This is a genomic window from Flagellimonas spongiicola (assembly GCF_023502425.1).
Lineage (GTDB): Bacteria > Bacteroidota > Bacteroidia > Flavobacteriales > Flavobacteriaceae > Flagellimonas > Flagellimonas spongiicola.
Genome location: NZ_JAMFMA010000005.1, coordinates 1 through 25454, shown reverse-complemented (window position 1 = coordinate 25454; position 25454 = coordinate 1). Strand labels below are relative to the sequence as shown.

Annotated in this window: 29 protein-coding genes and 1 tRNA gene; 15 read left to right on the top strand and 15 right to left on the bottom strand. The window is 38.8% G+C overall.

Annotated features, from left to right (window positions below; genetic code table 11):
- Positions 1-2 precede the first annotated feature (2 nt).
- Positions 3-785, top strand: a complete 783-nt coding sequence (locus M3P19_RS16360; RefSeq protein WP_249658778.1) for a LytR/AlgR family response regulator transcription factor — start codon at positions 3-5, stop codon at positions 783-785.
- Positions 786-799: 14 nt separating this feature from the next.
- Here M3P19_RS16360 and M3P19_RS16355 read toward each other — a convergent pair whose 3' ends face one another.
- Positions 800-1891: a sensor histidine kinase gene (locus tag M3P19_RS16355; protein WP_249658777.1), complete on the bottom strand. Its 1092-nt coding sequence runs from the start codon at positions 1889-1891 to the stop codon at positions 800-802.
- Entirely contained in the window at positions 1888-2667 is a 780-nt protein-coding gene (locus M3P19_RS16350; protein WP_249658776.1) for a LytR/AlgR family response regulator transcription factor, read from the bottom strand. Before M3P19_RS16350 ends, M3P19_RS16355 begins: the two co-directional genes overlap by 4 nt.
- Positions 2668-2919: 252 nt before the next feature.
- Here M3P19_RS16350 and M3P19_RS16345 point away from each other — a divergent pair, with 252 nt between their 5' ends.
- The 6 genes from M3P19_RS16345 (at position 2920) to M3P19_RS16320 (ending at position 8046) form a co-directional block, all read left to right on the top strand.
- Positions 2920-3432, top strand: coding sequence for a nuclear transport factor 2 family protein (locus tag M3P19_RS16345; RefSeq protein ID WP_249658775.1), 513 nt, complete (start codon positions 2920-2922; stop codon positions 3430-3432).
- An 18-nt stretch (positions 3433-3450) separates the two neighbouring features.
- Positions 3451-4038: a hypothetical protein gene (locus M3P19_RS16340; RefSeq protein WP_249658774.1), complete on the top strand. Its 588-nt coding sequence runs from the start codon at positions 3451-3453 to the stop codon at positions 4036-4038.
- A gap of 211 nt (positions 4039-4249) precedes the next feature.
- Positions 4250-4717 (top strand): (2Fe-2S)-binding protein, encoded by a 468-nt coding sequence (locus tag M3P19_RS16335; RefSeq protein ID WP_249658773.1) that lies wholly within the window; start codon positions 4250-4252, stop codon positions 4715-4717.
- Positions 4704-6869, top strand: a complete 2166-nt coding sequence (locus M3P19_RS16330; RefSeq protein WP_249658772.1) for a xanthine dehydrogenase family protein molybdopterin-binding subunit — start codon at positions 4704-4706, stop codon at positions 6867-6869. The genes M3P19_RS16335 and M3P19_RS16330 overlap by 14 nt, the downstream gene beginning before the upstream one ends.
- A 15-nt stretch (positions 6870-6884) precedes the next feature.
- Complete coding sequence (locus tag M3P19_RS16325; protein ID WP_249658771.1) at positions 6885-7445, top strand: DUF1579 family protein; 561 nt, start codon at positions 6885-6887, stop codon at positions 7443-7445.
- Between the two features lie 40 nt (positions 7446-7485).
- Complete coding sequence (locus tag M3P19_RS16320; protein WP_249658770.1) at positions 7486-8046, top strand: hypothetical protein; 561 nt, start codon at positions 7486-7488, stop codon at positions 8044-8046.
- Between the two features lie 18 nt (positions 8047-8064).
- Here M3P19_RS16320 and M3P19_RS16315 read toward each other — a convergent pair whose 3' ends face one another.
- Positions 8065-8229, bottom strand: coding sequence for a Lacal_2735 family protein (locus M3P19_RS16315; protein ID WP_249658769.1), 165 nt, complete (start codon positions 8227-8229; stop codon positions 8065-8067).
- A gap of 258 nt (positions 8230-8487) precedes the next feature.
- Positions 8488-8560: transfer RNA gene (locus tag M3P19_RS16310), tRNA-Lys, on the bottom strand.
- A gap of 122 nt (positions 8561-8682) precedes the next feature.
- Between M3P19_RS16310 and M3P19_RS16305 the strand changes: the two genes are divergently transcribed.
- Positions 8683-9198: a shikimate kinase gene (locus tag M3P19_RS16305; protein ID WP_249658768.1), complete on the top strand. Its 516-nt coding sequence runs from the start codon at positions 8683-8685 to the stop codon at positions 9196-9198.
- Here M3P19_RS16305 and M3P19_RS16300 read toward each other — a convergent pair.
- Both M3P19_RS16300 and M3P19_RS16295 read right to left on the bottom strand, forming a co-directional pair.
- On the bottom strand, positions 9190-9687 hold the full coding sequence (locus tag M3P19_RS16300; RefSeq protein ID WP_249658767.1) for a phosphoribosyltransferase family protein: 498 nt from the start codon (positions 9685-9687) through the stop codon (positions 9190-9192). The genes M3P19_RS16305 and M3P19_RS16300 overlap by 9 nt on opposite strands.
- A 36-nt stretch (positions 9688-9723) precedes the next feature.
- Positions 9724-10095, bottom strand: a complete 372-nt coding sequence (locus M3P19_RS16295; protein ID WP_249658766.1) for an RNA-binding S4 domain-containing protein — start codon at positions 10093-10095, stop codon at positions 9724-9726.
- Between the two features lie 78 nt (positions 10096-10173).
- Between M3P19_RS16295 and M3P19_RS16290 the strand changes: the two genes are divergently transcribed.
- Positions 10174-11139 (top strand): FKBP-type peptidyl-prolyl cis-trans isomerase, encoded by a 966-nt coding sequence (locus tag M3P19_RS16290; protein ID WP_249658765.1) that lies wholly within the window; start codon positions 10174-10176, stop codon positions 11137-11139.
- A 51-nt stretch (positions 11140-11190) separates the two neighbouring features.
- On the opposite strand, the gene M3P19_RS16285 is transcribed toward M3P19_RS16290, so the two are convergent.
- From M3P19_RS16285 to M3P19_RS16275, 3 genes are read right to left on the bottom strand one after another with little or no spacing between them, the layout of a single operon-like run.
- Positions 11191-11802: an outer membrane beta-barrel protein gene (locus M3P19_RS16285; RefSeq protein ID WP_249658764.1), complete on the bottom strand. Its 612-nt coding sequence runs from the start codon at positions 11800-11802 to the stop codon at positions 11191-11193.
- 51 nt (positions 11803-11853) lie between these two features.
- Positions 11854-12807, bottom strand: a complete 954-nt coding sequence (locus M3P19_RS16280) for a transketolase family protein (protein WP_249658763.1) — start codon at positions 12805-12807, stop codon at positions 11854-11856.
- A 16-nt stretch (positions 12808-12823) separates the two neighbouring features.
- Positions 12824-13669 carry a transketolase gene (locus M3P19_RS16275; RefSeq protein ID WP_249658762.1) on the bottom strand — a complete coding sequence of 282 codons (846 nt, stop codon included), beginning with the start codon at positions 13667-13669 and terminating at the stop codon, positions 12824-12826.
- Between the two features lie 158 nt (positions 13670-13827).
- Between M3P19_RS16275 and tgt the strand changes: the two genes are divergently transcribed.
- From tgt to M3P19_RS16250, 5 genes are all read left to right on the top strand, one after another.
- Positions 13828-14958, top strand: a complete 1131-nt coding sequence (tgt, locus tag M3P19_RS16270; protein ID WP_249658761.1) for a tRNA guanosine(34) transglycosylase Tgt — start codon at positions 13828-13830, stop codon at positions 14956-14958.
- Positions 14958-16040: an LptF/LptG family permease gene (locus M3P19_RS16265; protein WP_249658760.1), complete on the top strand. Its 1083-nt coding sequence runs from the start codon at positions 14958-14960 to the stop codon at positions 16038-16040. Before tgt ends, M3P19_RS16265 begins: the two co-directional genes overlap by 1 nt.
- A 104-nt stretch (positions 16041-16144) precedes the next feature.
- The gene (locus M3P19_RS16260; protein WP_249658759.1) at positions 16145-17098 is read left to right on the top strand and encodes an acetyl-CoA carboxylase carboxyltransferase subunit alpha; all 954 of its coding nucleotides are present in this window, start codon (positions 16145-16147) and stop codon (positions 17096-17098) included.
- Positions 17099-17265: 167 nt separating this feature from the next.
- Positions 17266-18810 carry a replicative DNA helicase gene (gene dnaB / locus M3P19_RS16255; protein WP_249658758.1) on the top strand — a complete coding sequence of 515 codons (1545 nt, stop codon included), beginning with the start codon at positions 17266-17268 and terminating at the stop codon, positions 18808-18810.
- 97 nt (positions 18811-18907) lie between these two features.
- A complete protein-coding gene (locus tag M3P19_RS16250) occupies positions 18908-20095 on the top strand; it encodes an asparagine synthetase B (RefSeq protein ID WP_249658757.1) in 1188 nt (395 codons plus the stop codon).
- Here M3P19_RS16250 and M3P19_RS16245 read toward each other — a convergent pair.
- Both M3P19_RS16245 and M3P19_RS16240 read right to left on the bottom strand, forming a co-directional pair.
- The gene (locus M3P19_RS16245; protein WP_313791630.1) at positions 20092-20592 is read right to left on the bottom strand and encodes a cupin domain-containing protein; all 501 of its coding nucleotides are present in this window, start codon (positions 20590-20592) and stop codon (positions 20092-20094) included. The two genes, M3P19_RS16250 and M3P19_RS16245, sit on opposite strands and share 4 nt — an antisense overlap.
- 5 nt (positions 20593-20597) lie before the next feature.
- Entirely contained in the window at positions 20598-21389 is a 792-nt protein-coding gene (locus M3P19_RS16240) for an HAD family hydrolase (protein WP_249658755.1), read from the bottom strand.
- Between the two features lie 73 nt (positions 21390-21462).
- Here M3P19_RS16240 and M3P19_RS16235 point away from each other — a divergent pair, with 73 nt between their 5' ends.
- Positions 21463-21885: a secondary thiamine-phosphate synthase enzyme YjbQ gene (locus M3P19_RS16235; protein ID WP_249658754.1), complete on the top strand. Its 423-nt coding sequence runs from the start codon at positions 21463-21465 to the stop codon at positions 21883-21885.
- 57 nt (positions 21886-21942) lie between these two features.
- Here the strand turns inward: M3P19_RS16235 and rplT are convergent, their stop codons facing one another.
- The 4 genes from rplT to thrS form a co-directional block, all read right to left on the bottom strand.
- Complete coding sequence (gene rplT / locus M3P19_RS16230) at positions 21943-22287, bottom strand: 50S ribosomal protein L20 (RefSeq protein ID WP_249658753.1); 345 nt, start codon at positions 22285-22287, stop codon at positions 21943-21945.
- A gap of 90 nt (positions 22288-22377) precedes the next feature.
- Positions 22378-22575: a 50S ribosomal protein L35 gene (gene rpmI, locus M3P19_RS16225; RefSeq protein ID WP_073181711.1), complete on the bottom strand. Its 198-nt coding sequence runs from the start codon at positions 22573-22575 to the stop codon at positions 22378-22380.
- 47 nt (positions 22576-22622) lie between these two features.
- On the bottom strand, positions 22623-23177 hold the full coding sequence (gene infC / locus M3P19_RS16220; RefSeq protein WP_417953934.1) for a translation initiation factor IF-3: 555 nt from the start codon (positions 23175-23177) through the stop codon (positions 22623-22625).
- Positions 23178-23207: 30 nt separating this feature from the next.
- Positions 23208-25148: a threonine--tRNA ligase gene (gene thrS, locus M3P19_RS16215; RefSeq protein WP_249658751.1), complete on the bottom strand. Its 1941-nt coding sequence runs from the start codon at positions 25146-25148 to the stop codon at positions 23208-23210.
- Between the last annotated feature and the right edge of the window lie 306 nt (positions 25149-25454).

Genomic DNA, 25454 nt, shown 5'->3' with positions numbered 1-25454 from the left:
TTATGCATCAAGATCTTGTAAATACCATTGTGGCAGATGACGAAATGCATTCACGTTCCAGAATATTACGACTATTGGAAAAGCACAGTACAATTAAGGTCGTGGACGAATGCGCCAATGGCAGACAAACCATTGATGCCATAAACAATTTACAGCCCGATTTGCTTTTTCTGGATATTCAGTTAAAGGATTTAACTGGATTTGATGTTTTGAAGGCAATTGATATTGAGAAAGCACCCTTGGTCATTTTTGCAACAGCTTTTGATGAATATGCAATAAAGGCTTTTGATTTTTTTGCTTTTGATTATTTATTAAAACCTTTTGACAATGAACGATTTGATTTGGCCGTGGAACGAGCTTTGAATGAATTGAAATCCCGTAAATCCATTTCATTTGAAGACAAGCTATCGGAATTTTTTCAATACATTGATGGTCAAGAAAAAAGTAGGTTAACCAGGGATGAAACAAAACTCCCGATTAGGCACGGCTCAACTATTGAACTTGTAGACCAAGATCAAATAAAGCATATTATCGCTTCAGGTTATTATGTTGACATATTTACTGTTGAACGTAAGTATCTGCTTCGGGAATCACTTACCAAATTGATGTCAAAACTAAATTCGCAGTTTATTCGAATCCATCGTTCCACCATAATCAACATAAATTATATCCGACAGCTAGAATATACTGCCTATGGGGATATTGTAGTCATCATGAAATATGATGAACGATTTAAGGTAAGCAAGAGTTACAAAAAGAACTTCCAGAATAAATTTGATATCTAAACACTAGTAAAAAGTTAATCGTTAGCATTTGGGGTATCTTGGTAAATTAAAGGAACTCCAATTGTTGTAATTACCCCTTTGTTTCCACTTATATTGTTTATGGATAGTGTGAAATTGTCGTAATACAAGGTTGTTAGGCGATCTAAGGTATTTTGTAACCCTGTGCCATAAGTAACTGGAGTACCTGACAAAGGTTTTCCGTTGTTGACTACGGTGCATTTTATTTGATCTTTTTCAATCGCGATTTTGATATCTAATTGCAACGTAGGATGATCCAAGGAGTAGCCATGCTTTATGGCGTTTTCTACTATTGGTTGTAAGATCAAACTAGGAATCAAAGCTTTATTTAAGCTATTATCCAAATCTATATTGATTTCTAAATCATCGGAAAACCGTACGGATAGAATATCCAAGTATTTTTTCAGAATAGTGTATTCTTCTTCAATCGTAAGGAGATTGGAGTCTTTCAAATAGAGTATGTCACGCAAAAGACCGCTAAAATCCACAAGTGTTTTTTGAGCTAATTGTGTGTTGGTTTCAATTAAATTGGTAATGGTATTCAAGGTGTTAAAGAAAAAATGAGGGTGTAATTTATATTTAAGGATATTTACCTTTACGTTTACCAATTGTTCTCTGAGGTTACTTCGATTCAATTCAATAGCAGCAATCTTATTTAAGTAGTGATAGGTATAAATGATAAATACTGTTGCAAAGTATTGCAGAAAGTGACTGCCCATGTAGGCTGCTATGTTGATGATATGGTAGTCAAACGTGTTTTGCCTTCTTTCCGCATTGATGCTTACCAAATAGATGTCGTAAAACCAATATACCAGTAAAAGTGTAACGAGGTAAAAAAACAGGTGCACAAATATACTGGTTGACCATCGATAGGATTTAGCGAACATCCAATTGGAAATGAACATAAGAGAGACAATAAGCAATAAATTAAAAGCCATCTCTACAACAAAACTGTCTTTTATGAGCGTACCCCAAGATTCATTGACCATAAAAACCCCATAATACTTCATTAGTGCATTGGCGATTGTTTTCACCAAATTGCTGAAGAAGAAAAAAACGACGAGGATTAAAAAAAGCTTTTTATTCATTTGTTTAGCCCCATTTGGATTAGAAATTCTGTTCGATGGATTTTGCTAATGCGTAGTAATTTATCGTTTACCATCCGTACATCAATTTCTCCATAGTTGGAATTGATCACATCTTTTACAAAAGCCAAATTGATGATAGTTGACCTATGTATACGTAAGAAGCCGTGATAATTCAATTTATTGCTCAATTCACTCAAAGTAGATCTAAATTTTAAATCTCCTTCCATTGTGTGCGCAATTACGTGATGTTGACGTGAAGATATGAAATACAATATTTGCGAACGTTTAACAAAAAAAAGACCGTTGACCGTTTTTAGCGGAAGTATGTCGTTGTCTGCAAGCAAAGAATTAGGTCTGGTAATGTTTCCGGTAGCTTGTTTTAAGCTATTTTCCATTTTACGCTGTTTGCGTTTGGTATGTTCCACCAAAACCTTATTGGTAGCCATCAAAAAACGTTCTACATCATAGGGTTTCAACAGATAATCCAACGCATGGTTGTCAAATGCTTTGCTGCCATAAATATGATGTGCGCTAACCACTACAAGTATTGGTTGTTTCTCTTCTGGAATATGTTCCCACATTTCCAAACCGTTCATGTCCTTCAAATTAACGTCCAGAAAAACAAGATCTGGCAACAATTTTTCAATGCAATCCATTGCTTCCCTACCTGTGCCGCATTCTTTTAGTAATTCCATAGCAGGCACTTGTTGGAGTAGCCTACAGATTTTTCCTCTCGACTCCCTTTCATCATCTACAACTAAAGTTGAAATCAGCATTGTCAAACTCAATTTTCAATCAATTTTAAACAATAAAAAAATGCTGAAATTCCAATATTGGTGGCATTAACTCCGTATTCAAGTAATTCACCGTCTATACCTACCTAAAAATGCCCAAATATCAACCGGTCGCTGCTTTTTTATTTATTTAAATGTTAAAACCAGATAATTTTAGCCAAATCACAATCCGATTTTTTAGGTGGAAACCAACTAATTCAGCACGAAATTGGATTAAAAAACAACTCTTGGAATATGAAAAAAACGATGGTTTTAATACTGGGTATCACCCTGCTTGGTATACACATGAATGCACAAAACGAAACCAAATCTATTGAAGAACTGGCCTTAGGCTATATGGCGGCATATAGTGAATGGAATCCACAAAAGATGGGCACGTATTACGAGGATTCAGTTCAATTTAAGGACCCAACAGCGCTAGAGGTGTTTGGTCCCAAGTTTAATGTGAAGGGCAAAGATAAATTGGTAGAACTGATGGCGGGGATTTTTCCTGATGGCCCACCCGAGTACGTGAATTTTGCTGTTAAGGAATATTTTGTGTCAGGAACTTATGCGGTGGTCAATTCAACATTTGAATTAGTACTTCCAAAACAATGGTACGGAGAGGCTGCGGATGGCGAAATCTTTGTTTCTGTTCCAATTACAACAATTCTTAGATTCAAAGACGGTAAACTAGTTTCACATCAAGATTATGTGGACTACAATAACTATCAAAAACAAATTAAACTTCAATTGAAAGAAGGTTAAATTTTCAGGGCATTTCGCATGAGTCATAGAATTTATCGGATTGGTCACTTTCTGGATTCTAAGAAAGGGAAAATGACGATTTTGGGATTGTTCATACTTACCAATATAATCTACGTGATTATGTTGATGGTAACCATACCAATGACAATGATATATGCCAATGATATGCCTTTACTGGACATGATGCCCATGGGTTATGATTGGAATTATGTGAACAGCCTTTTCAGTAGCTTAGGGAACAATGGCAGATTGGTATACCTGCGAAGTCAACTGCCATTGGATATGATTTATCCCTTTCTTTTTGCCATTACCTATGCCATGATATTGGGTCTATTATTAAAAAAGTCCAATCAATATAAACCCCCTTTATGGTGGTTGTGTTGTTTACCCATCTTGGCCGGGATGGCAGATTATATGGAGAATTTTTGGATTCTAAAAATGCTGAGTTCTTATCCAGAGCTACATGAAAGCACCGTAAGAACAGCTAATACTTTTACATGGATAAAGAGTATGTCTACGATGTTCTTTTTCGGGGTTGTATTCGCGGTTTTAGTCAAGATGCTTTGGAACGAAATAAGTAAATCAAAGTATGAACATCAAATTTAACAACGGAAGTTTCTTGTTACCTATTCAAAATGGTAAATTGGGGCATTCCAAATTGGTCAAATCTGCACAACTAATATCACCAATAGTTCGGAATACATAATCAGGCTATGGTTTTACTTCAACCAAGGATTGAACATCCTAAGGATTTTAGTTGTTGTAAAGCCACCTAAGCCAAGTGTATATTAATAGAACTAACTAAAATTACTTTCCAATGATTTCACTCAAAATCAATGGTAAACCCTACAATGTAGAGGAGGACCCAAAAACACCCTTGCTATGGATATTACGTGACATAATTGGTCTGACCGGTACCAAATACGGTTGCGGAATAGGCCAGTGCGGGGCATGTTCCGTACTGATTGATGAACAGTCTAGACGCGCTTGCATGTTACCAATTGAAATGTTGGACGGAAAATCAATAACAACCATTGAAGGATTATCCGATGACAGTGGATTGCATCCCGTTCAAAAAGCATGGATTGAACACGATGTGCCACAATGCGGGTATTGCCAAAGTGGACAGATTATTAGTGCAGTCGCTCTTTTGGAAAACAATCCAAATCCAAGCGAAGCAGAGATAAAAACTGCAATGAATGGGAATTTATGTAGGTGTGGAACCTATCCCCGTGTAGAAAAGGCCATATTAACCCTTAAAAATGATGGTGATGGGATTAAATAGAAGAAATTTTATCAAAGTCACAAGTCTTGGGTCGGGAGGAATTTTGGTAAGTTCCATGATTGGGTTACAGGCGTGTTCTACTACTGATGTTGATACCTGGGAACCTAACTTTTTCATTAAGATTGACCAAACAGGAGCCATAACATTCACCTGCCCACAATCGGAACTTGGTCAAGGTACTTCAACAGGACTGGCCCAGATATTGGCTGATGAATTAGGCGCAGATTGGAATCAAATTAAAATTGAGTTGGCAGATGGGAGCTCTGAAAAATTTCCCAATACGCAAGGAACTGGAGGGAGCAATGGCATACGAAAGTTATGGGTTCCTTTAAGGGAAGCCGCTGCTGCAACACGAGAAATGTTGATACAAGCAGCAGCAAGAAAATGGAAAATTAGTATCGAGGATTGCTACACTAAAATGGGATATGTCCATCAAAGAGACAATGCCAATAAAATCCCATTTGGCGAATTATTGACTTCTGTCAAAACTGAATACCCACCCACAGATTTAAAATTCAAGGATGCCTCTGATTACGAATATATTGGTAGTTCCCCATCGGGACCCAAAAATAAAAAAATAGTAACGGGAGCATTGGAATATGCTATAGACGTCTCTGTACCTGATATGGTCTATGCCCGAATTAAAAGAAGTCCGGTATTTGGTGGGAGGGTAAAATCTTTTGTTTCCACAAAAGCACGAGAAATCGAGGGAGTTCTTGACATTTTTGAAGTGGAACCGGTTCCAATTCCTGAAGAAGATGATTTTTTAGGCGGAGTACGTTCTGGCGTTGCAGTAATTGCAGATTCTTATTGGAAGGCAATCCAAGCGAGCGAATTATTGGACATTACATGGGAAGATGGGCCTAATGAAGCTAAAAATACGGATACCGTAATCGCTGATTTTGAGCAAAAAAAGTCCCAGGTCAATTCATTGAACACGAGGGCGAATCTTTCTATTGCAAAAACCATCTCAGCAGCCTACAAGATTCCATATCAAGCCAATGCGTGTATGGAGCCATTGAATACCGTGGCGCATCATAAGGGTACCGAGATTGAAATTTGGGTTGGAACACAGGCACCACAAATGACGCGCTGGCGTATTGCTCAATTCACTGGAATGCCGGAAGCATCGATAGTTGTGCATAACAAGATTGCGGGAGGAGGCTTTGGCAGACGGTTTTTTACAGATTTTGTTGAGGAAGCGGTTATTCTTTCAAGAAAAGTCAAAAAACCGGTAAAATTGATTTGGACGCGGGAAGATACCATTGCCACTTCCAAATACCATCCGTATAGTATCGAGTATTGGTCTGCAGAATTTGATACTCGAAATCGATTATTGAGATTTAAAAACAAAGGCTATTTCACTAGAGCTTCTAATTACCCATCGTATTTGTATGGTAAACCAATTGCCTTTCACGAAAGTATTCCACATATGGCTAAATCCGTATTACCAAGGGCGTCGTGGCGAAGCGTGATGGCTTATCCATGGGGATTTGCCATGGAATCGTTTATGGATGAGGTTGCCCATGAAATGGCTCGAGACCCATTGGAATTGAGATTGGAGTACTTGCAGAATGCTGATGTTTCCGGATTAAACCGAAATCCTGATTCCGATTATCAACTGGATGCCAAGCGATTGAGACGTACTTTAGAAGTTGCCAAGGAAAAAGCCAACTATAAAGGAACAAAGCAGGGACAAACAGGCGTGGGCGTATCGGCTATCATGTATAATTATTCATATTGTAGTCATATCGCAGAAGTATCTGTGGAAAATGGCAGATTGAAGATCCACAAATTCACTTCAGTAGTGGACTGTGGCCGGGTAATTAACCCGAGTCAGGTGAAATCTCAGATTGAAGGAAGCATTGTTTGGGGTTTGAGCGCGTTGATGAAACAGGTTATAACTGTTGAGGAAGGTAAGGTTCAACAGTCCAACTTTCATGATTACGAACCACTACGAATGATTGACAACCCTAAAATTGAAGTACATATAGTTGAGACAGACAACCTTCCCACAGGTGTTGGTGAACCAGGTGTTCCCGGGGTAGCGCCTGCAGTGTTAAATGCGATTTACAACATAACAGGGATTCGACTGCGAGAAGCCCCAATTGAAGAAGCCCTACGCGAACAACTCATAACCGGATTGGCATAACTTAAAAAACAGCAAATGAAACGATTGATTTCCCTACGGATAATATACCTAGTGCTACTTGTGATTTTCTGCAATGTATGCTATGGACAGCAAAATCTGAGTGAAACTATTCCCATGCAACTTGGCTTGTATGATTATAAGATGTACTATCAAGATCAACAAGGAAGTTTGGTTCTTTTGGAAGAAAGTAAACCAGATCACGGCAAGGACCAATTGTTGGTCATACACAATAGTTTCAATGCGGCTTACCTGCATCTGGACATGACCGCTTCAGGGACCATTTATGAGCTCACGATGGCTTATGACCAGTTTAGAAAAGTATATGTATTGACCTCATTGGATTCAGCCACCTCAATGATTGACATCTATCAAGGAGATTTTAATGAAAAGGGTCAATTAATACTTACCAATTTAGAATCAGGTACACATTATTTGGATGCTGAAGGGGTCAAAGTGTTCAATCGAATAATTATTGATGATTTGAATGACGATGGTTTTAGTATGCAGATTGATGGAACTAAAAATGGTGGTGAAAATTGGTTCTTACAAGCCAAATATGATTTTTTAAAACGTTGATTAATAATAAATTAGATAGCAATTCAAATAAATGAAAACAATGAAAAGAAAACAGAAACAAGTTTTACATATCGTAACCTTTCTATTGATAGTAATCGTGGGTTTTGGTCAGGAAAATTCCAAGCCAGATTTTTTAAAGGAACTACAATTTCTGGAAGGGGAGTGGTCTTTGGAAAACTTTGAAACCAAAGATCAAAAAACTTGGAACTCAATCGGTAATTCAATCGCTCATGTAACACTAGAACATGATGGCAAATTCATTCAAGAAAAAGTGAAGTACATCACAGGGTTTGGGGAAATCAATATGATAACCTACATCGGCTTTGATTACCGTTTAGGAAAATTAAAACTATGCGCTATGGATAAAGAATATGGTTCCATGGATATATATGAAGGTGATAAAGTAGGGGACGATTTTGTGTTTACCAATTTGAAATCCGATTTGGCCATTGCTATGCAAGATGGTAAAAAGCTCAACTTCAAACTAACCTATGCTACCATCTCAGATACCGGTTTTGAACATTGGGTAGAGGGAACCTATGACGGAGGGGAAACCTGGTTTCCATTTTCCAAAAGTGTCTATACAAAAAGCAAAGGGTGATTTAACTTGTTAAATAACTTAAACCAAAGTTTCCATTTGTTTTATGATTTCTTCAGCTTCGAAGATTTTTTGATCACTTAATTTTCTGTTTGAAGTGGAAAGGATATGGGCTTCTTTTAAGAGTCTGGAATATTCCTTTTGAAGTCGTTCTAGCTCCGTTTTTTTTCTGAAAATCTTAAGCATCGCAAATCGTTTTATTTATGAGGGATAGAACTAATATATAAAATGTTTAAGAAAAAATGAAAAAAATTAAACAAAAAATATTCTGAGTACGTTGAACTACCTTGTGGTCAACTACTAGAAACCGTTGCCAGTTATTGGCGTCGCCGGATTACAATGGATATTTCGTTAAAGTGATAAGGTTTCTGTGTGGTATTCGGAAAGCGGGGACTATTTTGGGGTTAACGCAAAAAAAAGCCAGCATAAAGCTGGCTTTTTCCGTGACCTGACTGGGGCTCGAACCCAGGACCCTCTCCTTAAAAGGGAGATGCTCTACCAACTGAGCTATCAGGTCTTGCTTTGGTAACACTAAAAATGTTGCGCTAAGCGGGTGCAAATATAATATCAATAATCTATTTTACAAGTTGATTTAATGATAAATTTGTGTTTTTTTGAAAACTAAATTCAATCTGACGAATGAAAGTAGTACTTGTAGGTTATATGGCAAGCGGAAAGTCCTCTGTGGGTAAGCAACTTGCAAAAGAATTAGGGTTGGAATTTGTGGATTTAGACAACTATATTGAACAAGAACAACAAAATACAATAAATGGGATTTTCCAGGAAAAAGGAGAGATTTTCTTTCGAAAATTGGAACATCAAATGCTAAGTAAAGTGCTGGAAGAGAAGCAAAACATGGTTTTGTCCACAGGCGGAGGGACACCCTGCTATGCTGGTAATATGAATACCATTCTTGCCAAATCCGATCATTCCATCTATTTGCAGCTACCGGTCATGGCTTTGGTAAATCGAATGGCCATAGAAAAAGACCAAAGACCATTGGTAAAAGACTTATCAGAAGATGAATTAGCGGAGTTTGTAGGGAAACATTTGTTCGAAAGGCGTAATTACTATTCCCAAGCCACTCTTGTTTTGGACTGTTTGGATAAATCCATTGAAGAGTTGATTACAGAAATCAAGCAGGAATTACTCTAGGAAGACGGCATCATTTTTAGTCTCGAACACCACCTTTACGTGCTCGTTGAGTGAGGTGGATAATGAAATCCCTTTATAATCAGCTTTTATGGGATACTTTTTATGGTTCCTGTTAACCAAAACAGCAGTTTTCAGTTGTTTGATCGGCGTTTTCAAAAAATGATGCGCTGCGTAAATCAACGTACTTCCTGAGTTCAGAACGTCGTCCACAACAACAATGGACTTGTTTTTATACTTTTCGTCAGAGATTGAAGTGCTGACACCACTTTCCAAAGGATTGGTTTTGTCCATTTTTAGGTTGCACAAAACAATTTCGGCCTCTGTTATTTTTTTTAGAACCGTTCCTATCTTTTTCGCAAATGTCAATCCCCCGCCGTCAATACCAGCTACAATGATTTCCTTTTCATCCACATTTGCTTCATAAATCTGATAGGCAATGCGCTTCACTTTGTGCTGTATTTGGTCGTGGGAAAGTATTTTGTTCAACATGAAACGGGTTTTATGCCTTCAAAGATAAAAAACAGTTTATTCAGATTCATCCATATAATCGTCAATATCCCTGCGGTCTTTTTTTGTGGGTCTTCCCATTCCTTTTTTTCGGTAATGGTCTTTAGCAAATTTCAATAGCTCGTTATGTTCAAATGCTTCTTTTGGCGTGGTATCCTTGCGGTACATGTCTACCAGTTTTGCACCAACGCGACTTTCAGGAATATCCAAAACGGTTAATTGGTAGTCAATTTGATTCTTACGGAGCACGATTACATCCATTGGATACACCTCACGAGAAGGTTTTACTGCACTGCCATTGATCTTAACTTGCCCTTTTTTAACAGCATTTGCGGCAACGTTTCGGGTTTTAAAGTATCTAGTACACCAGAGATATTTATCAATGCGCATAAAGTCTGCAAATCTTTGTTAATGCCCGCAACAAAAATAGTGGAAAATTGTATCTTGCGCAGCTAATTACCAAACTTGATGAAGCACGGAGTATTTGTTTATTTGTTTGCCGTTTTGTTGATTGTTTCCTGTAGCAATGATGATGATAACGATATCATCTCCATACCACCAAGGTCACTATCCGAGGTTGCTGCGGAAAATGATGAGGAAATTAGAGAGTTTTTACAAACGCATTTTTATAACTATGAGGAGTTTATGGCTCCACCGGCAGGTTTTGATTTTAGAATCAAGATAGACACTATTGCAGGTGATAATGCTACCAAAACCCCGATGCTCGATTTTGTTGAGGAGAAATCGGTAACGGTTTCAGCTTCAGAGTTTTTATTGGATCAAGACGAAGTAGACATACCTCATAAATTTTATGTATTGGATGCAAGGACTGGCGTTGGTGAAAACCCAACCGTTGCAGATTCAGTGTTCGTGCGCTATGAAGGAACACTACTAAGTGGTTCTTCGTTTGATAGTGCGCTAAACAATCCAGTTTGGTTTGATTTAGCACGTTTGCAAGACCTTACGCAAGGTTTCCGCGGTTTTGCTGAAGGAGTGCCAAGTTTTAAAACAGGAGAAACACCACCCATAGATAACGGTGATGGTACGGTGACTGTAAATGATTACGGTGTAGGAATGATTATTTTCCCATCTGGACTCGGCAATTTCAATAGAATACAAGGCGATATTCCGCAGTACAGTCCGTTGATTTTTTCAATAGACTTATATACGTATAATCCAACGGATCATGATGGCGATGGGATTCCTTCCATTCAAGAGGATTTTAATATGAATGGATATTTGTACGATGACAATGCTGATGCTGATACGGAGCCTATTACCGTTTCATTTGCCAATTTCCAAGATGCAGATGACGATGGTGATGGTGTTACCACAAGAGATGAGATTACCAATGATCAAGGTGAGATTATCTTTCCATACCCAGATGATAATAACGATGGGATACCAAATTATTTGGACCCTGATGTAAACTAAAAATAGAAAAGGCCCCAATTTGGGGCCTTTTTTATAATGCTAAACTTCAGCTTATAGCTTCAGTGATACTGCAAAAATAACTTGAGAAGGACGTGAATCTACACGACCAGAAATATCTGTGATATTGTTGCCAATAAACTCAGCCTCATTTTCTGAAAACCCACGTTCGTAACGCACATCAACTCCAACTTTACCTAAATTAACGCCAACCCCAGCATTAAGACCAACGGTAAAATCGTTTTCCACGTCCGCTATTTCCAAATCGCCCAAATCATTGCTAAGCGTATATTGGAAAGCTGGACCAGCAAAAATATGTAACGGACCAACGAGTTTATATCCTAAAAGTACAGGAACATCAAGTTTAGAGACATCATAGTCATTGGATTCACCATCCAAGCTATATGTACTTTTGGTGCGGGTGTAAACAGCTTCAGGTCTAATGTAGATTTTTGGGAAATCCAATTTACCCCAGAAACCAAAATGGAAACCAGTTTTACCTTCTGCGCCTTCAACAATGTTTTGGGCGGCATCTCCAACAGTGCCGATAAGATCACCGTTCTTGTTATAACTTAATCCTGCTTTAATACCAAAGCCAGAACCGCTTTGGGCAAATGCAGCAGTTCCCAACAGGGCAAAAGCTGCCATGAAAAGTGTTTTTTTCATACGTGCATCGTTTTTTAGTTTGATGAAATGTATCAAAGATGATACCGAAAACTATTTTCGTTTCAACACTCTTAAAACGGCTGCTTCTATGGCTTTATTGTTTAGTCCGTACTTGTCCATTAACTGGTCAGGTGTACCACTTTCACCAAAAGTATCCTGTGTAGCTACAAACTCCTGTGGTGCAGGATGGTTTGTACTTAGCACGCGGGAAACACTTTCGCCAAGTCCACCTAAATAGTTGTGCTCTTCAGCAGTAACCACACACCCTGTTTTTTTGACAGAGGCAAGAATTGCTGCATCATCAAGTGGTTTAATGGTGTGAATATTAATGACTTCGGCTGAAATTCCCTGGTTTTCCAAATTTTCTGCGGCAATTAGGGATTGCCATACCAAGTGTCCTGTTGCTATGATGGTAACATCGGTACCTTCATTTAACATCAGCGCTTTACCAATCTCAAATTTCTGATCTACAGGAGTGAAATTGGCCACTTTTGGTCTTCCAAATCGTAAATAGACTGGGCCATGGTGCTCTGCAATGGCTAACGTGGCGGCCTTGGTCTGGTTAAAATCACAGGGATTTATTACCGTCATGCCCGGAAGCATCTTCATCAATCCAATATCTTCCAAAATCTGGTGTGTGGCACCATCTTCTCCTAAGGTAATACCGGCATGGGAAGCACAGATTTTTACATTTTTATCAGAATAGGCAATGGATTGACGAATTTGATCGTAAACCCTACCAGTTGAGAAATTGGCGAAAGTACCGGTAAATGGAATTTTACCACCAATGGTCAATCCAGCCGCAATGCCCATCATATTTGCTTCGGCAATCCCAACTTGGAAAAAACGTTCTGGGTTTTCATCAATAAAAGTTTGGATTTTCAGGGAACCAACTAAATCGGCACAAAGCGCAACTACATTAGGATTGGTTCGTCCAAGTTCGGTCATTCCTGCCCCAAACCCACTTCTAGTATCCTGTTTTCCTTGGTCTGTATATTTTGTCATCTTGATGTCTTGAATATTAATAATCGCCTAAAGTTTCTGGATTTTGCGCCAAAGCCGTTTCCAATTGTTCGTCGCTTGGTGCTTTACCATGCCATGCATGGGTGTACATCATAAAATCTACACCATTACCCATTTCGGTAGTCATAACAACACAAACTGGCTTTCCTTTTCCAGTTCTGCTTTTAGCTTCGTTTAATCCAGCAATTACCTGCTCTAAATCATTACCGTTTTCAATTTCCAATACATCCCATCCAAATACGCGGAACTTTTCGGCAACATCACCTAACGGCAATACATCCTCGGTACCACCATCTATTTGTTGGCCATTGCGATCAATTGTGGCAATTAGATTATCTACTTTATTACCAGCAGCGTACATTATAGCTTCCCAATTTTGACCTTCCTGTAACTCGCCATCCCCATGTAAACTAAAGACCAACGTATCGTCGCCATTCAGTTTTTTGGCTTGCGCGGCACCAATGGCAACAGACATCCCTTGTCCCAAAGAACCAGAAGCAATTCGTACACCTGGCAAACCTTCATGCGTGGTAGGATGACCTTGAAGTCTTGAATCTATTAAACGGAAGGTATTCAATTCATCAACCGGGAAATACCCCCTTCTTGCAAGTACACTATAATATACAGGTGAGATATGACCATTGGACAAGAAAAATACATCTTCTCCAATTCCATCCATATCAAAACCCTCTTTCAAATCCATGATATCATTATAAAGGGCAACAAAGTACTCTGTGCAACCCAAGGAGCCTCCTGGGTGACCTGAATTTACCTTGTGGACCATGCGCAAAATATCCCTACGCACTTGGGTCACTAAATCCTGTAATTCTTGTGTATTTGGCATTGCATTGATTTTAAGGTTCCAAAAGTAACGGCATTCACTTTGTTAAACAAGCACTTGCCTCATAATTTACGAAACGGTTTGCGGATACAAACTTTATTTTTTTGTTAAGGCTTTCTGCTAACGAGATACCTATATTTGCGGTTTTAAAAGCGATTTTTTTGGATTTTACTTTAGTAAAGAAGGACGAACTCAGTAAGGCAAGAGCAGGAGAAATCCAGACAGACCACGGTAGCATACAAACGCCCATTTTTATGCCTGTTGGTACCGTGGCATCAGTGAAAGGAGTGCATCAACGGGAATTGACCAATGATATCAATCCTGATATTATCCTCGGGAATACCTACCATTTGTATTTAAGGCCAGGCGTTGAGATATTGGAGCAAGCTGGTGGGCTACATAAATTCATGGGTTGGGATAGAAATATTTTGACCGATAGTGGTGGTTATCAGGTATATTCCCTTTCCAATAACAGAAAAATCAAAGAAGAAGGGGTAAAGTTCAAATCGCATATTGATGGCTCATTGCATGTCTTCACCCCAGAAAACGTCATGGAAATCCAGCGAACCATTGGGGCTGATATTATCATGGCTTTTGATGAATGTACGCCGTATCCCTGTGATTACAATTATGCAAAACGCAGCATGCATTTAACCCACAGGTGGTTGGATCGTTGTATTGCCCATTTGGAAAAACTACCTTACAAATACGGCTATTCACAAACGTTTTTTCCTATTGTTCAAGGGTCCACTTTTAAGGACCTTAGAAAACAATCAGCTGAATATATTGCTTCTGTTGGTGCTGAGGGGAATGCCATTGGAGGATTATCGGTTGGAGAACCGGCGGAGGAAATGTATGAAATGGCAGAATTGGTCTGTGATATTCTTCCAGAAGACAAACCTAGATATCTCATGGGTGTTGGAACACCAATTAATATTTTGGAAAATATTGCATTGGGCGTTGATATGTTCGACTGTGTGATGCCAACTCGAAATGCCAGGAACGGTATGCTTTTCACGGCTCACGGGACCATAAACATCAAAAACAAAAAATGGGAAAATGATTTTTCACCGATTGATGAAATGGGTATCACATTTGTAGATACAGAATACTCCAAAGCGTACTTGAGGCATCTATTTGCGGCCAATGAATATTTAGGTAAACAAATTGCCACCATACATAATCTAGGTTTTTACTTGTGGTTGGTGCGTACAGCTAGAGAACGTATTTTAGCAGGGGATTTTTTCCAGTGGAAAACCCAAATGGTTCAACAAATGGACAAAAGATTGTAATGCTCACGATTCTTGACAGATACATATTAAAGCGTTACCTAGTTACCTTCCTGGGGATGTTATTGCTGTTTATTCCCATTGGAATTATGGCCAATTTGGCCGAAAAAGTGGGGAAAATCATTGACAATGAAGCACCCTTAGGAGAAGTCATTGTATTTTATGGAAATTTCACCTTGGTCATAGGAAACTTATTGTTACCTATTTTTCTATTCCTCTCCATAATCTTCTTTACTTCCAAATTGGCAAGTAATACGGAAATCGTAGCCATTTTAAGTTCAGGGGTTTCCTATTGGCGTTTTTTACGACCGTATTTTATAGGTGCCACCATGGTGGCCATATTGATTTTTTTAATGGGTATGTTTATTGTGCCACATGCAAGTATTGGCTACAATGAGTTTGAATACAAATACTTCAAGCGTGGAAGAAAAGTCCAGGAAACTTCGAATATTTTCAATCAATTGAACGACACGGATTACATTTATGTAAGTCGATTTGAACCCAGTAGAAAAGTTGGCTATAACTTCACTTTTGAACACTTTGATTCCATCAAACAGTTGGATTATAAAATTTCCGCTTCCAATATAAGGTGGGTAGAAAAGGATAGCCTTTACCGAATGACCAATTACGTAAAACGAAAGCTACGTGATGGAGTGGAAATCATGGAAACCAAACGAAGATTGGATACTTTGTTTAGCTTTAAAATAGAGGATTTGACGCCGGTTTCCTATGTAGCGGAAACGAAAAACCTGTTTGAACTTAATAGCTTTATCGAAGATCAAAAAAGTAAAGGCGCGTCCAATATCAATACCTATGTATTGGTGAAATACAAGCGTTGGGCCCTTCCCATTACGGCCTTTATCCTAACTATTATAGCAGTTGCAGTGTCATCAGTTAAACGTAGAGGCGGAATGGGACTGAACCTTGCTTTTGGAATTGGAGTGGCCTTTATTTACATCTTTTTTGATAAAGTTTTTGGCACACTTGCAGAGCAATCTGGATTTTCACCCATCCTCGCAGTTACAATTCCCAATGTGATATTCGGCGTCTTCGCGGTATATATGTTGATGAAAGCGAAACGCTAGAAAATAACCTTAAAGTTTACCTGGGATTTGAAAAATTGAGGCACTATGGTTATGCCAATAATGTTATATATTTGACCCCTATATTTTAGTTGAAACTACCTACCATGGAATACTTGGAATTTGAACATCCCATAAAAGAACTTGAAGAGCAACTGCAGAAATGCATGATCATTGGTGAAGAAAGTGATGTGGATGTAAGCGAAACCTGTTTGCAAATTGAAAAGAAACTGGAAGAGACCCGAAAGGATATCTATAAAAACCTTACTGCTTGGCAGCGTGTCCAACTTTCCAGGCATCCAAATAGACCATATACCATGGACTACATCAATGCCATTTGTGGGGACACATTCTTGGAATTACATGGAGACAGAAATGTAAAGGACGACAAGGCAATGATTGGTGGTCTCGGTAAAATAGGAGATCAAAGCTATATGTTCATTGGCCAACAAAAAGGCTATAATACCAAAACCAGACAATATCGAAATTTTGGGATGGCAAATCCTGAAGGGTACCGAAAGGCGCTACGATTAATGAAATCCGCAGAAAAATTTGGAATTCCTGTAGTATGCTTTATCGACACTCCTGGGGCCTATCCAGGCATTGAAGCTGAGGAAAGAGGACAGGGTGAAGCTATTGCAAGAAACATTCTGGAGATGACCCGACTTAAAGTTCCGATCATTGTTGTAATTATCGGAGAAGGTGCTTCTGGTGGTGCCTTGGGAATAGGTGTTGGGGATAAAGTGCTTATGCTTGAAAACACTTGGTACTCCGTGATTTCTCCTGAATCTTGTTCTTCAATCTTATGGAGGAGCTGGGAGTATAAAGAGCAAGCGGCAGATGCGCTTAAACTGACCGCAACAGATATGAAAAAGCAGAAACTGGTTGATGAGATCGTCAAAGAACCTTTAGGTGGAGCACATTCAAATAGGGACAAGACTTTTGAAACAGTTCGTAGCAAGATTTCTGCTCATTTTGAGGAACTCAAAAAGTTATCACCAAAAGAATTAGTGAAAACACGAATGGAAAAATACGCTTCCATGGGTGTTTTTAACGGCTAATCAAGGGTTTCTGGGGACTGTCTGATTTTTTCAGTTTTTTTCTTCAAAGTATTTTGGGTTATTAACATAAAATCCAAGTTATCAACAGTAACTTTGTTAATGACCTGTGGACATCACCTAGTGAAAATTTAAAGTTAACTAAAGGTTAAATACCTACATTCGTAGCTATGGACAAGCCTAGCCCAATCAGTGCACATAGAATCGATAAATCAACGCTCATCAACTTGGAGCGTGGTAAAATACCGCCACAAGCCGTTGATTTAGAGGAAGTTGTACTTGGAGCAATGATGATTGACAAAAAGGGTGTGGACGAAGTAATAGATATCTTACATCCAGAAGTCTTTTATAAGGAAGGGCATAAATTCATCTACGAAGCTATCTTCAAATTGTTTGAAACCTCTGAACCAGTGGATTTATTAACGGTTTCATCGCAATTAAAGAAGGATGGACACTTGGAAGCAATTGGCGGCGACTTTTATTTGATAAAATTGACTCAAAAAGTGGCATCATCCGCCCATATTGAGTTCCATGCCAGAATTATACTCCAAAAATACATTCAGCGAAGTCTAATCAAGATTTCCAATGAAATAATCGAAGATGCGTATAGCGATTCAACAGATGTCTTTGATTTACTGGACAATGCTGAAGCTAAATTATATGAGGTCACCCAAGGCAACTTAAAACGGTCTGCTGAGACTGCCCAAAATTTGGTGATTCAAGCCAAGAAAAAGATTGAAGAGATTTCCAATAAGGAAGGTTTAAGTGGTATTCCTTCAGGATTTGATAAATTGGATAAGTTAACATCTGGTTGGCAGCCCTCAGATTTAATCATTGTCGCTGCACGTCCTGGTATGGGTAAAACGGCTTTAACACTTTCCATGGCAAGGAACATTGCCGTCAATTCGGAAATTCCAGTTGCATTTTTCTCTTTGGAAATGTCATCCGTTCAGTTGATCACGCGTCTTATTTCATCAGAAACCGGATTGTCTTCAGAAAAATTGAGGACTGGTCGTTTGGAAAAGCATGAGTGGGAACAATTGAATGTGAAGGTTAAAGCATTAGAAAAAGCACCATTATTTATTGATGACACCCCTTCATTATCCATTTTTGATTTGCGGGCCAAAGCTCGAAGATTGGCCTCGCAGCACGGCATCCGTTTAATCGTAATCGATTATTTGCAATTGATGACCGCTGGCGGAAGTCAGAAAGGCGGAAACAGAGAACAAGAGATTTCCACAATTTCACGTAATCTAAAGGCGTTGGCCAAAGAATTGGATGTGCCAGTCATTGCACTTTCACAGTTATCCAGGGCTGTTGAAACCAGGGGAGGTAGCAAGCGTCCTATTCTATCCGACCTTAGGGAATCCGGAGCAATTGAGCAGGATGCCGATATTGTTTCCTTTATTTATCGCCCTGAATATTATAAAATTGACGAATGGGACGATGAGGAAAGAACACCTACTCAAGGGCAGGCAGAATTTATTGTGGCAAAGCATAGAAATGGTGGTTTGGATAATATTAGGTTAAAGTTTGTGGGTGCACTCGGTAAATTTGATAACTTGGATGACTTTGATTCCCCATTTGAATTCCAATCGAAGATGAATGCGGATGAAGAGAACCCATTTGCGACACCAAATCTTCCAAGTACCAATGAGGCTTTCGGAAGTGCTATGAATTCTGATGATGACCCAGATAACGACGTACCGTTCTAAGCAATACGTATTACCACTACCTAAAATAGTGGCCAACTTCTTTTTATTTTTTTTATTAGCGTCCTTTTCCAGCTATGGGTCTGCCATACTGATTCCTATGGATGCTGAGGGACAGGAAAATCATTTAAAAGCTTACGGAATTACCTACTGGGTATTGAGCAAACAGCAGAAAGTACAATGGTTGCTCAATTATAGAGGCGGGTCCTTTTTGTTACCTGATGGCGAAGTAATTCGAAAGGAATGCCAAATTAGAGGAGTTTCCTTTGAAATTTTGTCAGATGGCGAAGCCCAATCCATTTTGGACAGGATTAGTAGTCCATCCCAAAATCAGGAAGCCGTAATATTGGAAAAAGCACCAAAGATTGCTGTATATACCCCAACGGGTAACCATCCGTGGGATGATGCCGTTACCATGGTGTTGACCTATGCTGAAATACCCTATGTAACAGTGTATGACGAAGAGGTTTTAGATAATAAACTGGTATTGTATGATTGGTTGCATTTGCATCATGAGGATTTTACGGGGCAATTTGGTAAGTTCTATGGTGCTTATAGGGCTGCACCTTGGTATATAGAAGCCAAGAAAGAAGCAGAAGCATTGGCGCAGAAATTAGGATATAACAAGGTTTCGGAAGCTAAAAGGGCTGTAGCACTCAATATAAGAGATTACGTTATTGGAGGTGGATTTATGTTTGCCATGTGTTCTGCAACGGATAGTTTTGACATAGCCCTAGCCGCGGAAAATGTGGATATATGTGAACCCATGTTTGATGGTGACCCTTCAGATGCCAATTATCAAGGTAAACTGGATTACAGTAGCACTTTCGCATTTACCAATTTTGTTTTGGAACGTAACCCATTGCGCTACGAATTCTCTTCGATAGATATGACCAACAAACGTCGAGAAATCCCCCGGGAGTCGGACTACTTTTCATTAATGGAATTCTCTGCAAAATGGGACCCTGTACCAACGATGTTAACGCAAAACCACACTTCATTGGTTAAAGGTTTTATGGGGCAAACCACCTCGTTTTTTAGAGCTCAGGTGAAACCCACAGTAATGGTGCTAGGGGAAAGCAAATTAAACGGGGAAGCAAGATATATTCACGGTATAAAGGGAAAAGGTTTCTTTACGTTTTACGGAGGACATGATCCCGAGGATTATCAACATAGAGTAGGTGACCCTAAAACAGAATTGGAACTACACCCTACCTCTCCCGGTTATCGCCTAATCCTTAACAATGTATTATTTCCGGCTGCTCGGAAGAAAAAGCAGAAAACCTAAGCATCAATTCTAGTTAATCGATGAATTAAATCACTATGTTGTGGAAATTCTACTGAAAGTGACTCCCTTTCTGCTAAAACAAAATCCGCAAAATCAAAACCTGGGGCAACTGTACATCCAACAAATGCATACGAATTAGGGTCTAAAATTTCTGCCGCGAACCAATGAGTGCCTGGAACTACTAGTTGTGGTAGTTGCCCGTTATTAAAATCCGAACCAATCAAATGTTCGCTTAGTACCCCTTTTTCAGATATAGTAAAAAGTCGTATCGGAGAACCTTCATAAAAATGCCAAATTTCATCTTGGTTTATCTTATGAAAGGCTGAAAAGGTATCCGATGTAAGTAAAAAGTAAATAGCGGTAGAATAATTGCGTGAACCTTTATAATTAGAATCAAGTGATGTACTCTTGATTTCGCCCGAACTTCTATAGTTTTCGCGAAAATATCCACCCTCTGGATGGGGTAGGAGACTAAATTGTTTAATCAATTGGGCCATTCGGGTCATAGTAACTTTTCCAGAATTCGTTCAACCCCAAAATCATCATTACTTGAGGTTTCGTAGTTGGCTATTTTTTTGACATTGGGATGCGCATTTGCCATAGCAAAACTGTAATCGGCTAGTTCCAGCATTTCTAGATCATTATTGTAATCCCCAAAAACTAGAACTTCGTCAGATGCTACACCATTTGCTTTCATTAGTTTATCCAGGGCATAGCCTTTATGGGCATCGGAATGGTTTAAATCGACCCAATACAAACCCGAAACTTTGACCTTAAGCATGTGCTCCAGCTCCTTTAATGCAGGGTAGATGTAGGTTTCGGCATTTTTGTTATGATAAACCGCAATCTTAATGATTTCATCAGTTACATCACCTAGGTTCTTGTGAATCTCATAACTAGAGTAATATTCTTTTAAATCACCAAGAAAAGTAGATGATCTTTCATCAAAGTAGGCGTTGTATTTACCGCACAACATGGCATGGGCACCTTCAATGCTATTAATGATTTGCAAGAGTTGGGTTTTTAATTCTTGCTGAATTGGAGTGACCAATAGTTCTTTTTCCTTGTCTTTTACAAGTGCCCCATTCTCGGCAATTACCAATATGTCTTCCTTGATTGGATTTAATTTATCCACAATGCTATGGTATTGTCGTCCACTGGCCGCAACAAATTGGATATTCTTTTGTTGCAATAATTGAAATAGTTCAAAAAATCGTGGACTAACTTCATGTTTGGAGTTCAACAAAGTCCCATCCATATCTGAGACCACCATTTTTATTTTTGAAAGATCCATTAAAATCTATTTAAGCCGCAAAGGTAGTTGAAGTAGGCACAATCATGTAAACTTTATATTATTTTCGTTTTATATGAAGTTTTATCAAGCAGAATTGCAATTAGGCCCGTACCCAAGAGGTTTTCATTTAATAACTCCAGAGGTATTAAAAAGCCTGCCAGAATTGAAACATATTGCCATTGGTCAACTACAAGTTTTCATTAAACATACTTCGGCTAGTTTAAGTATCAATGAAAATGCAGACCCAACGGTAAGGTTGGATTTTGAAAGCCATTTCAATAAAATGGTTCCTGAAAATGCGCCATATTATATTCATACTTACGAAGGTCCCGATGACATGCCTGCCCATATAAAAGCTTCACTGCTTGGCGTATCAGTAACCATACCTATTACTCAAGGAGAACTTAACTTAGGAATATGGCAAGGGATTTATTTATGTGAACATCGTGATCGAGCATCTAGCAGACGTTTGGTGGTTACTGCAACTGGGAAATAAAAAAATCCCGCTCAATTGAGCGGGATTTTAATAAGCGGGGTAAGTTTATATTAACTCTTATTTTACTCTTTCAACAATTGCTTTAAAAGCATCTGGGTGGTTCATCGCCAAATCGGCAAGAACTTTTCTGTTAAGTTCAATACCATTTGATTTTACTTTACCCATGAATTGAGAGTAGGACATTCCGTGCATTCTTGCACCTGCATTGATACGGGTTATCCAAAGTGCGCGGAAATTACGTTTTTTGTTTCTTCTATCACGGTAAGCATAAAGCATTGCTTTTTCTACCGCATTTTTGGCTACTGTCCAAACGTTTTTACGTCTTCCAAAGTAACCTCTTGCTTGCTTCATCACTTTTTTTCTTCTAGCTCTTGAAGCAACTGAATTAACTGATCTTGGCATAATGTTTCATTTTTTTGTAGCAGGCGGTCTAAATGTGACACTTTAAAAGCCTGACTCCATGGTTAATAATTAATGTACCTGTTGGAACAATTATTTTAATCTTAATTGTTCTTTAATGCTGTTAACATCAGACTCATGTACCAAAGTAGAGTGAGTTAACTTAAGCTTACGCTTTTTCGATTTTTTAGTCAAAATGTGACTTTTAAAAGCGTGCTTTCTTTTGATTTTACCAGAACCGGTAAGCTTAAAACGCTTTTTGGCACTGGATTTTGTTTTCATTTTAGGCATTTTCTCCTGTTTATATAATATACCGAAAAAGCTCGGTATCCCGCTTTCTACTTTTTTGTTTTAGGTGCTATGAACATGGTCATACGCTTACCTTCCAATTTTGGCATCTGTTCAACCTTTCCTAGCTCTTCAAGCTCTTGGGCTAAACGCAACAACAATATTTCTCCCTGGTCCTTGTAAACAATAGATCGACCCTTAAAAAATACATAGGCCTTTAACTTGGCACCATCTTTCAAGAATTTCTCTGCATGACGCTTCTTGAATTCGTAATCATGATCGTCAGTTTGCGGACCAAACCTGATTTCCTTTACTATTACCTTCGTCGCTTTGGCCTTCATGGCCTTTTCTCTCTTCTTTTGTTCGTAAAGGAACTTTTTGTAATCTATAATTTTACAAACTGGAGGACTCGCTTTTGGTGAAATTTCCACCAAATCCAATTCCAGTTCATTTGCCTTGGCCATCGCCTTGGCTATTGGGTAAACCCCAACTTCTACATTGTCCCCAACAAGTCTCACCTCTGGGGCGGTTATTTTGTCATTGATATTATGAGGGTTTTTATTTTCCCTCCTTGGTTGGGGCCTAAATCTTCTACGTATTGCTATGACTTATACATTTTAATTAAACTAAATTTTTTAGAACGACTTTAAGGTACTATTTATTTCAGTAGCTACCAAGTCAGAAAATTTACGGATGCTGATGGCTCCAAAATCTTCCCCTCCATGTCTTCTAACCGATATGGTTTCAGACGCTTCTTCCTGCTCACCGACAATAAGCATGAATGGGATTTTCTTCATTTCAGCTTCACGGATTTTCTTCCCGACCGTCTCATTCCTATTATCAATGAGCGCGCGAATTTCGTGATTTTCCAGTGAATTCAAAACTTTTTGTGCATATTTTTCATGTTTCTCACTGACAGGCAATACAATAGCTTGATCTGGAATTAGCCATAATGGGAAATTTCCACCAGTATGTTCCAGCAAAATTGCTACGAATCGCTCTAAACTTCCAAAAGGTGCGCGATGAATCATCACTGGTCTATGTAATTCGTTGTCACTGCCTTTATAGGTAAGATCAAATCGTTCCGGTAGATTATAGTCTACTTGTATTGTACCCAATTGCCATTGTCTGCCTAACGCATCTTTAACCATAAAGTCCAATTTTGGACCGTAAAATGCAGCTTCACCAGGCTCAATAACAAAATCCAAACCTTTTTCCTCTGCAGCATTTATTATGGCCTGTTCCGCGCGCTCCCAATTTTCTGGTTCCCCAATATACTTTTCCGGTTTATCCAAATCTCTAACAGATACTTGAGCTGTGAAATTTTCAAAACCTAGAGAATTCAATACGTATAAGGAAAGATCTATTACATTTTTGAACTCTTCATTCAATTGGTCAGACGTGCAGAATATATGTGCATCATCTTGCGTAAATCCGCGCACCCTCGTTAAACCATGAAGCTCACCACTTTGTTCATATCTATAAACCGTTCCAAATTCGGCATATCTTTTAGGTAGATCCTTATAACTGTAAGGGCTACTATTGTAGATTTCACAGTGATGCGGACAGTTCATTGGTTTTAGCAAGAATTCTTCATCATCCTTTGGAGTATGTATGGGTTGAAAACTGTCTTCACCATATTTAGCGTAGTGACCAGAAGTCACATAAAGTTCTTTTTGACCGATATGTGGTGTAACCACCATTTCATACCCAGCTTTCTTTTGAGCCTTTTTTAGGAATTGCTCTAATCGATCCCGAAGAGCAGCACCTTTTGGCAACCAAAGCGGAAGACCCTGTCCTACCTTTTGAGAAAATGTGAAAAGCTCCAATTCCTTACCAAGTTTCCTATGATCTCTTTTTTTGGCCTCCTCTAGTAGCTCTAAGTATTCAGTCAGCTCTTTTTGCTTTGGGAAGGAAATCCCGTATACTCGAGTGAGTTGTTTGTTGTTTTCGTCGCCTCTCCAATACGCTCCGGCAACACTAAGGATTTTGAAAGCTTTTATGATGCCCGTATTTGGAATATGTCCACCTCGGCATAAATCGGTGAAGGAGCTATGGTCACAAAAGGTGATGGTACCATCTTCCAGGTTTTCAATTAATTCTACCTTGTATTGGTTGTCTTGTGATTTGTAATAGGACAACGCATCTGATTTGGATACACTTCGCATTTTGTAATCATGCTTTCCTCTGGCAATTTCCAATGCCTTCTTTTCAATGTTCGGAAAGTCCTTTTCAGAAATGGTGTGATCACCGAAATCGACATCATAATAGAATCCATTTTCAATTGCAGGCCCAATAGTCAATTTGATTCCTGGGTAAAGTTCCTCCAAAGCTTGGGCCAACACATGTGAAGAAGAATGCCAAAACGCATGTTTGCCTTCGGTGTTATTCCATGTATATAGGGTCAGTGTTCCATCTTGGCTTAAAGGAGTGACGGTTTCCACAACCGTATCATTGAATTTAGCTGCAATAACATTACGGGCTAACCCTTCACTTATGCTTTTCGCTATTTCCATGGGAGTGGTCCCTTCGGAAACTTTCTTAATTGCGCCATCAGGCAATGTAATCTCGATCATTTGTTCTCCTTTGTTTTGGATGGAGCGCAAAGATAGTATCTTGATGTGATGCTTACAATAGTGGACGGTTTAGATTGCTATTTAACTTTCTTTCAGTATCTTACAAGTCGCAATAATTTGAAGGGAAGTTTAGTGGTGCCCGCTGGTTAATTTATTTTAACTGTAAAACATTGAAAATCAAATCATTGTATTTTTTTTGAATTTTTTTTCAAAATTGTTTTGTGGTATCATTTAAACCTCTCTATATTTGCACCCGCTTAGCTGATAAGGCTGGGCGTTTTTTGAGTGTCGGAAATGGGTTTTAGG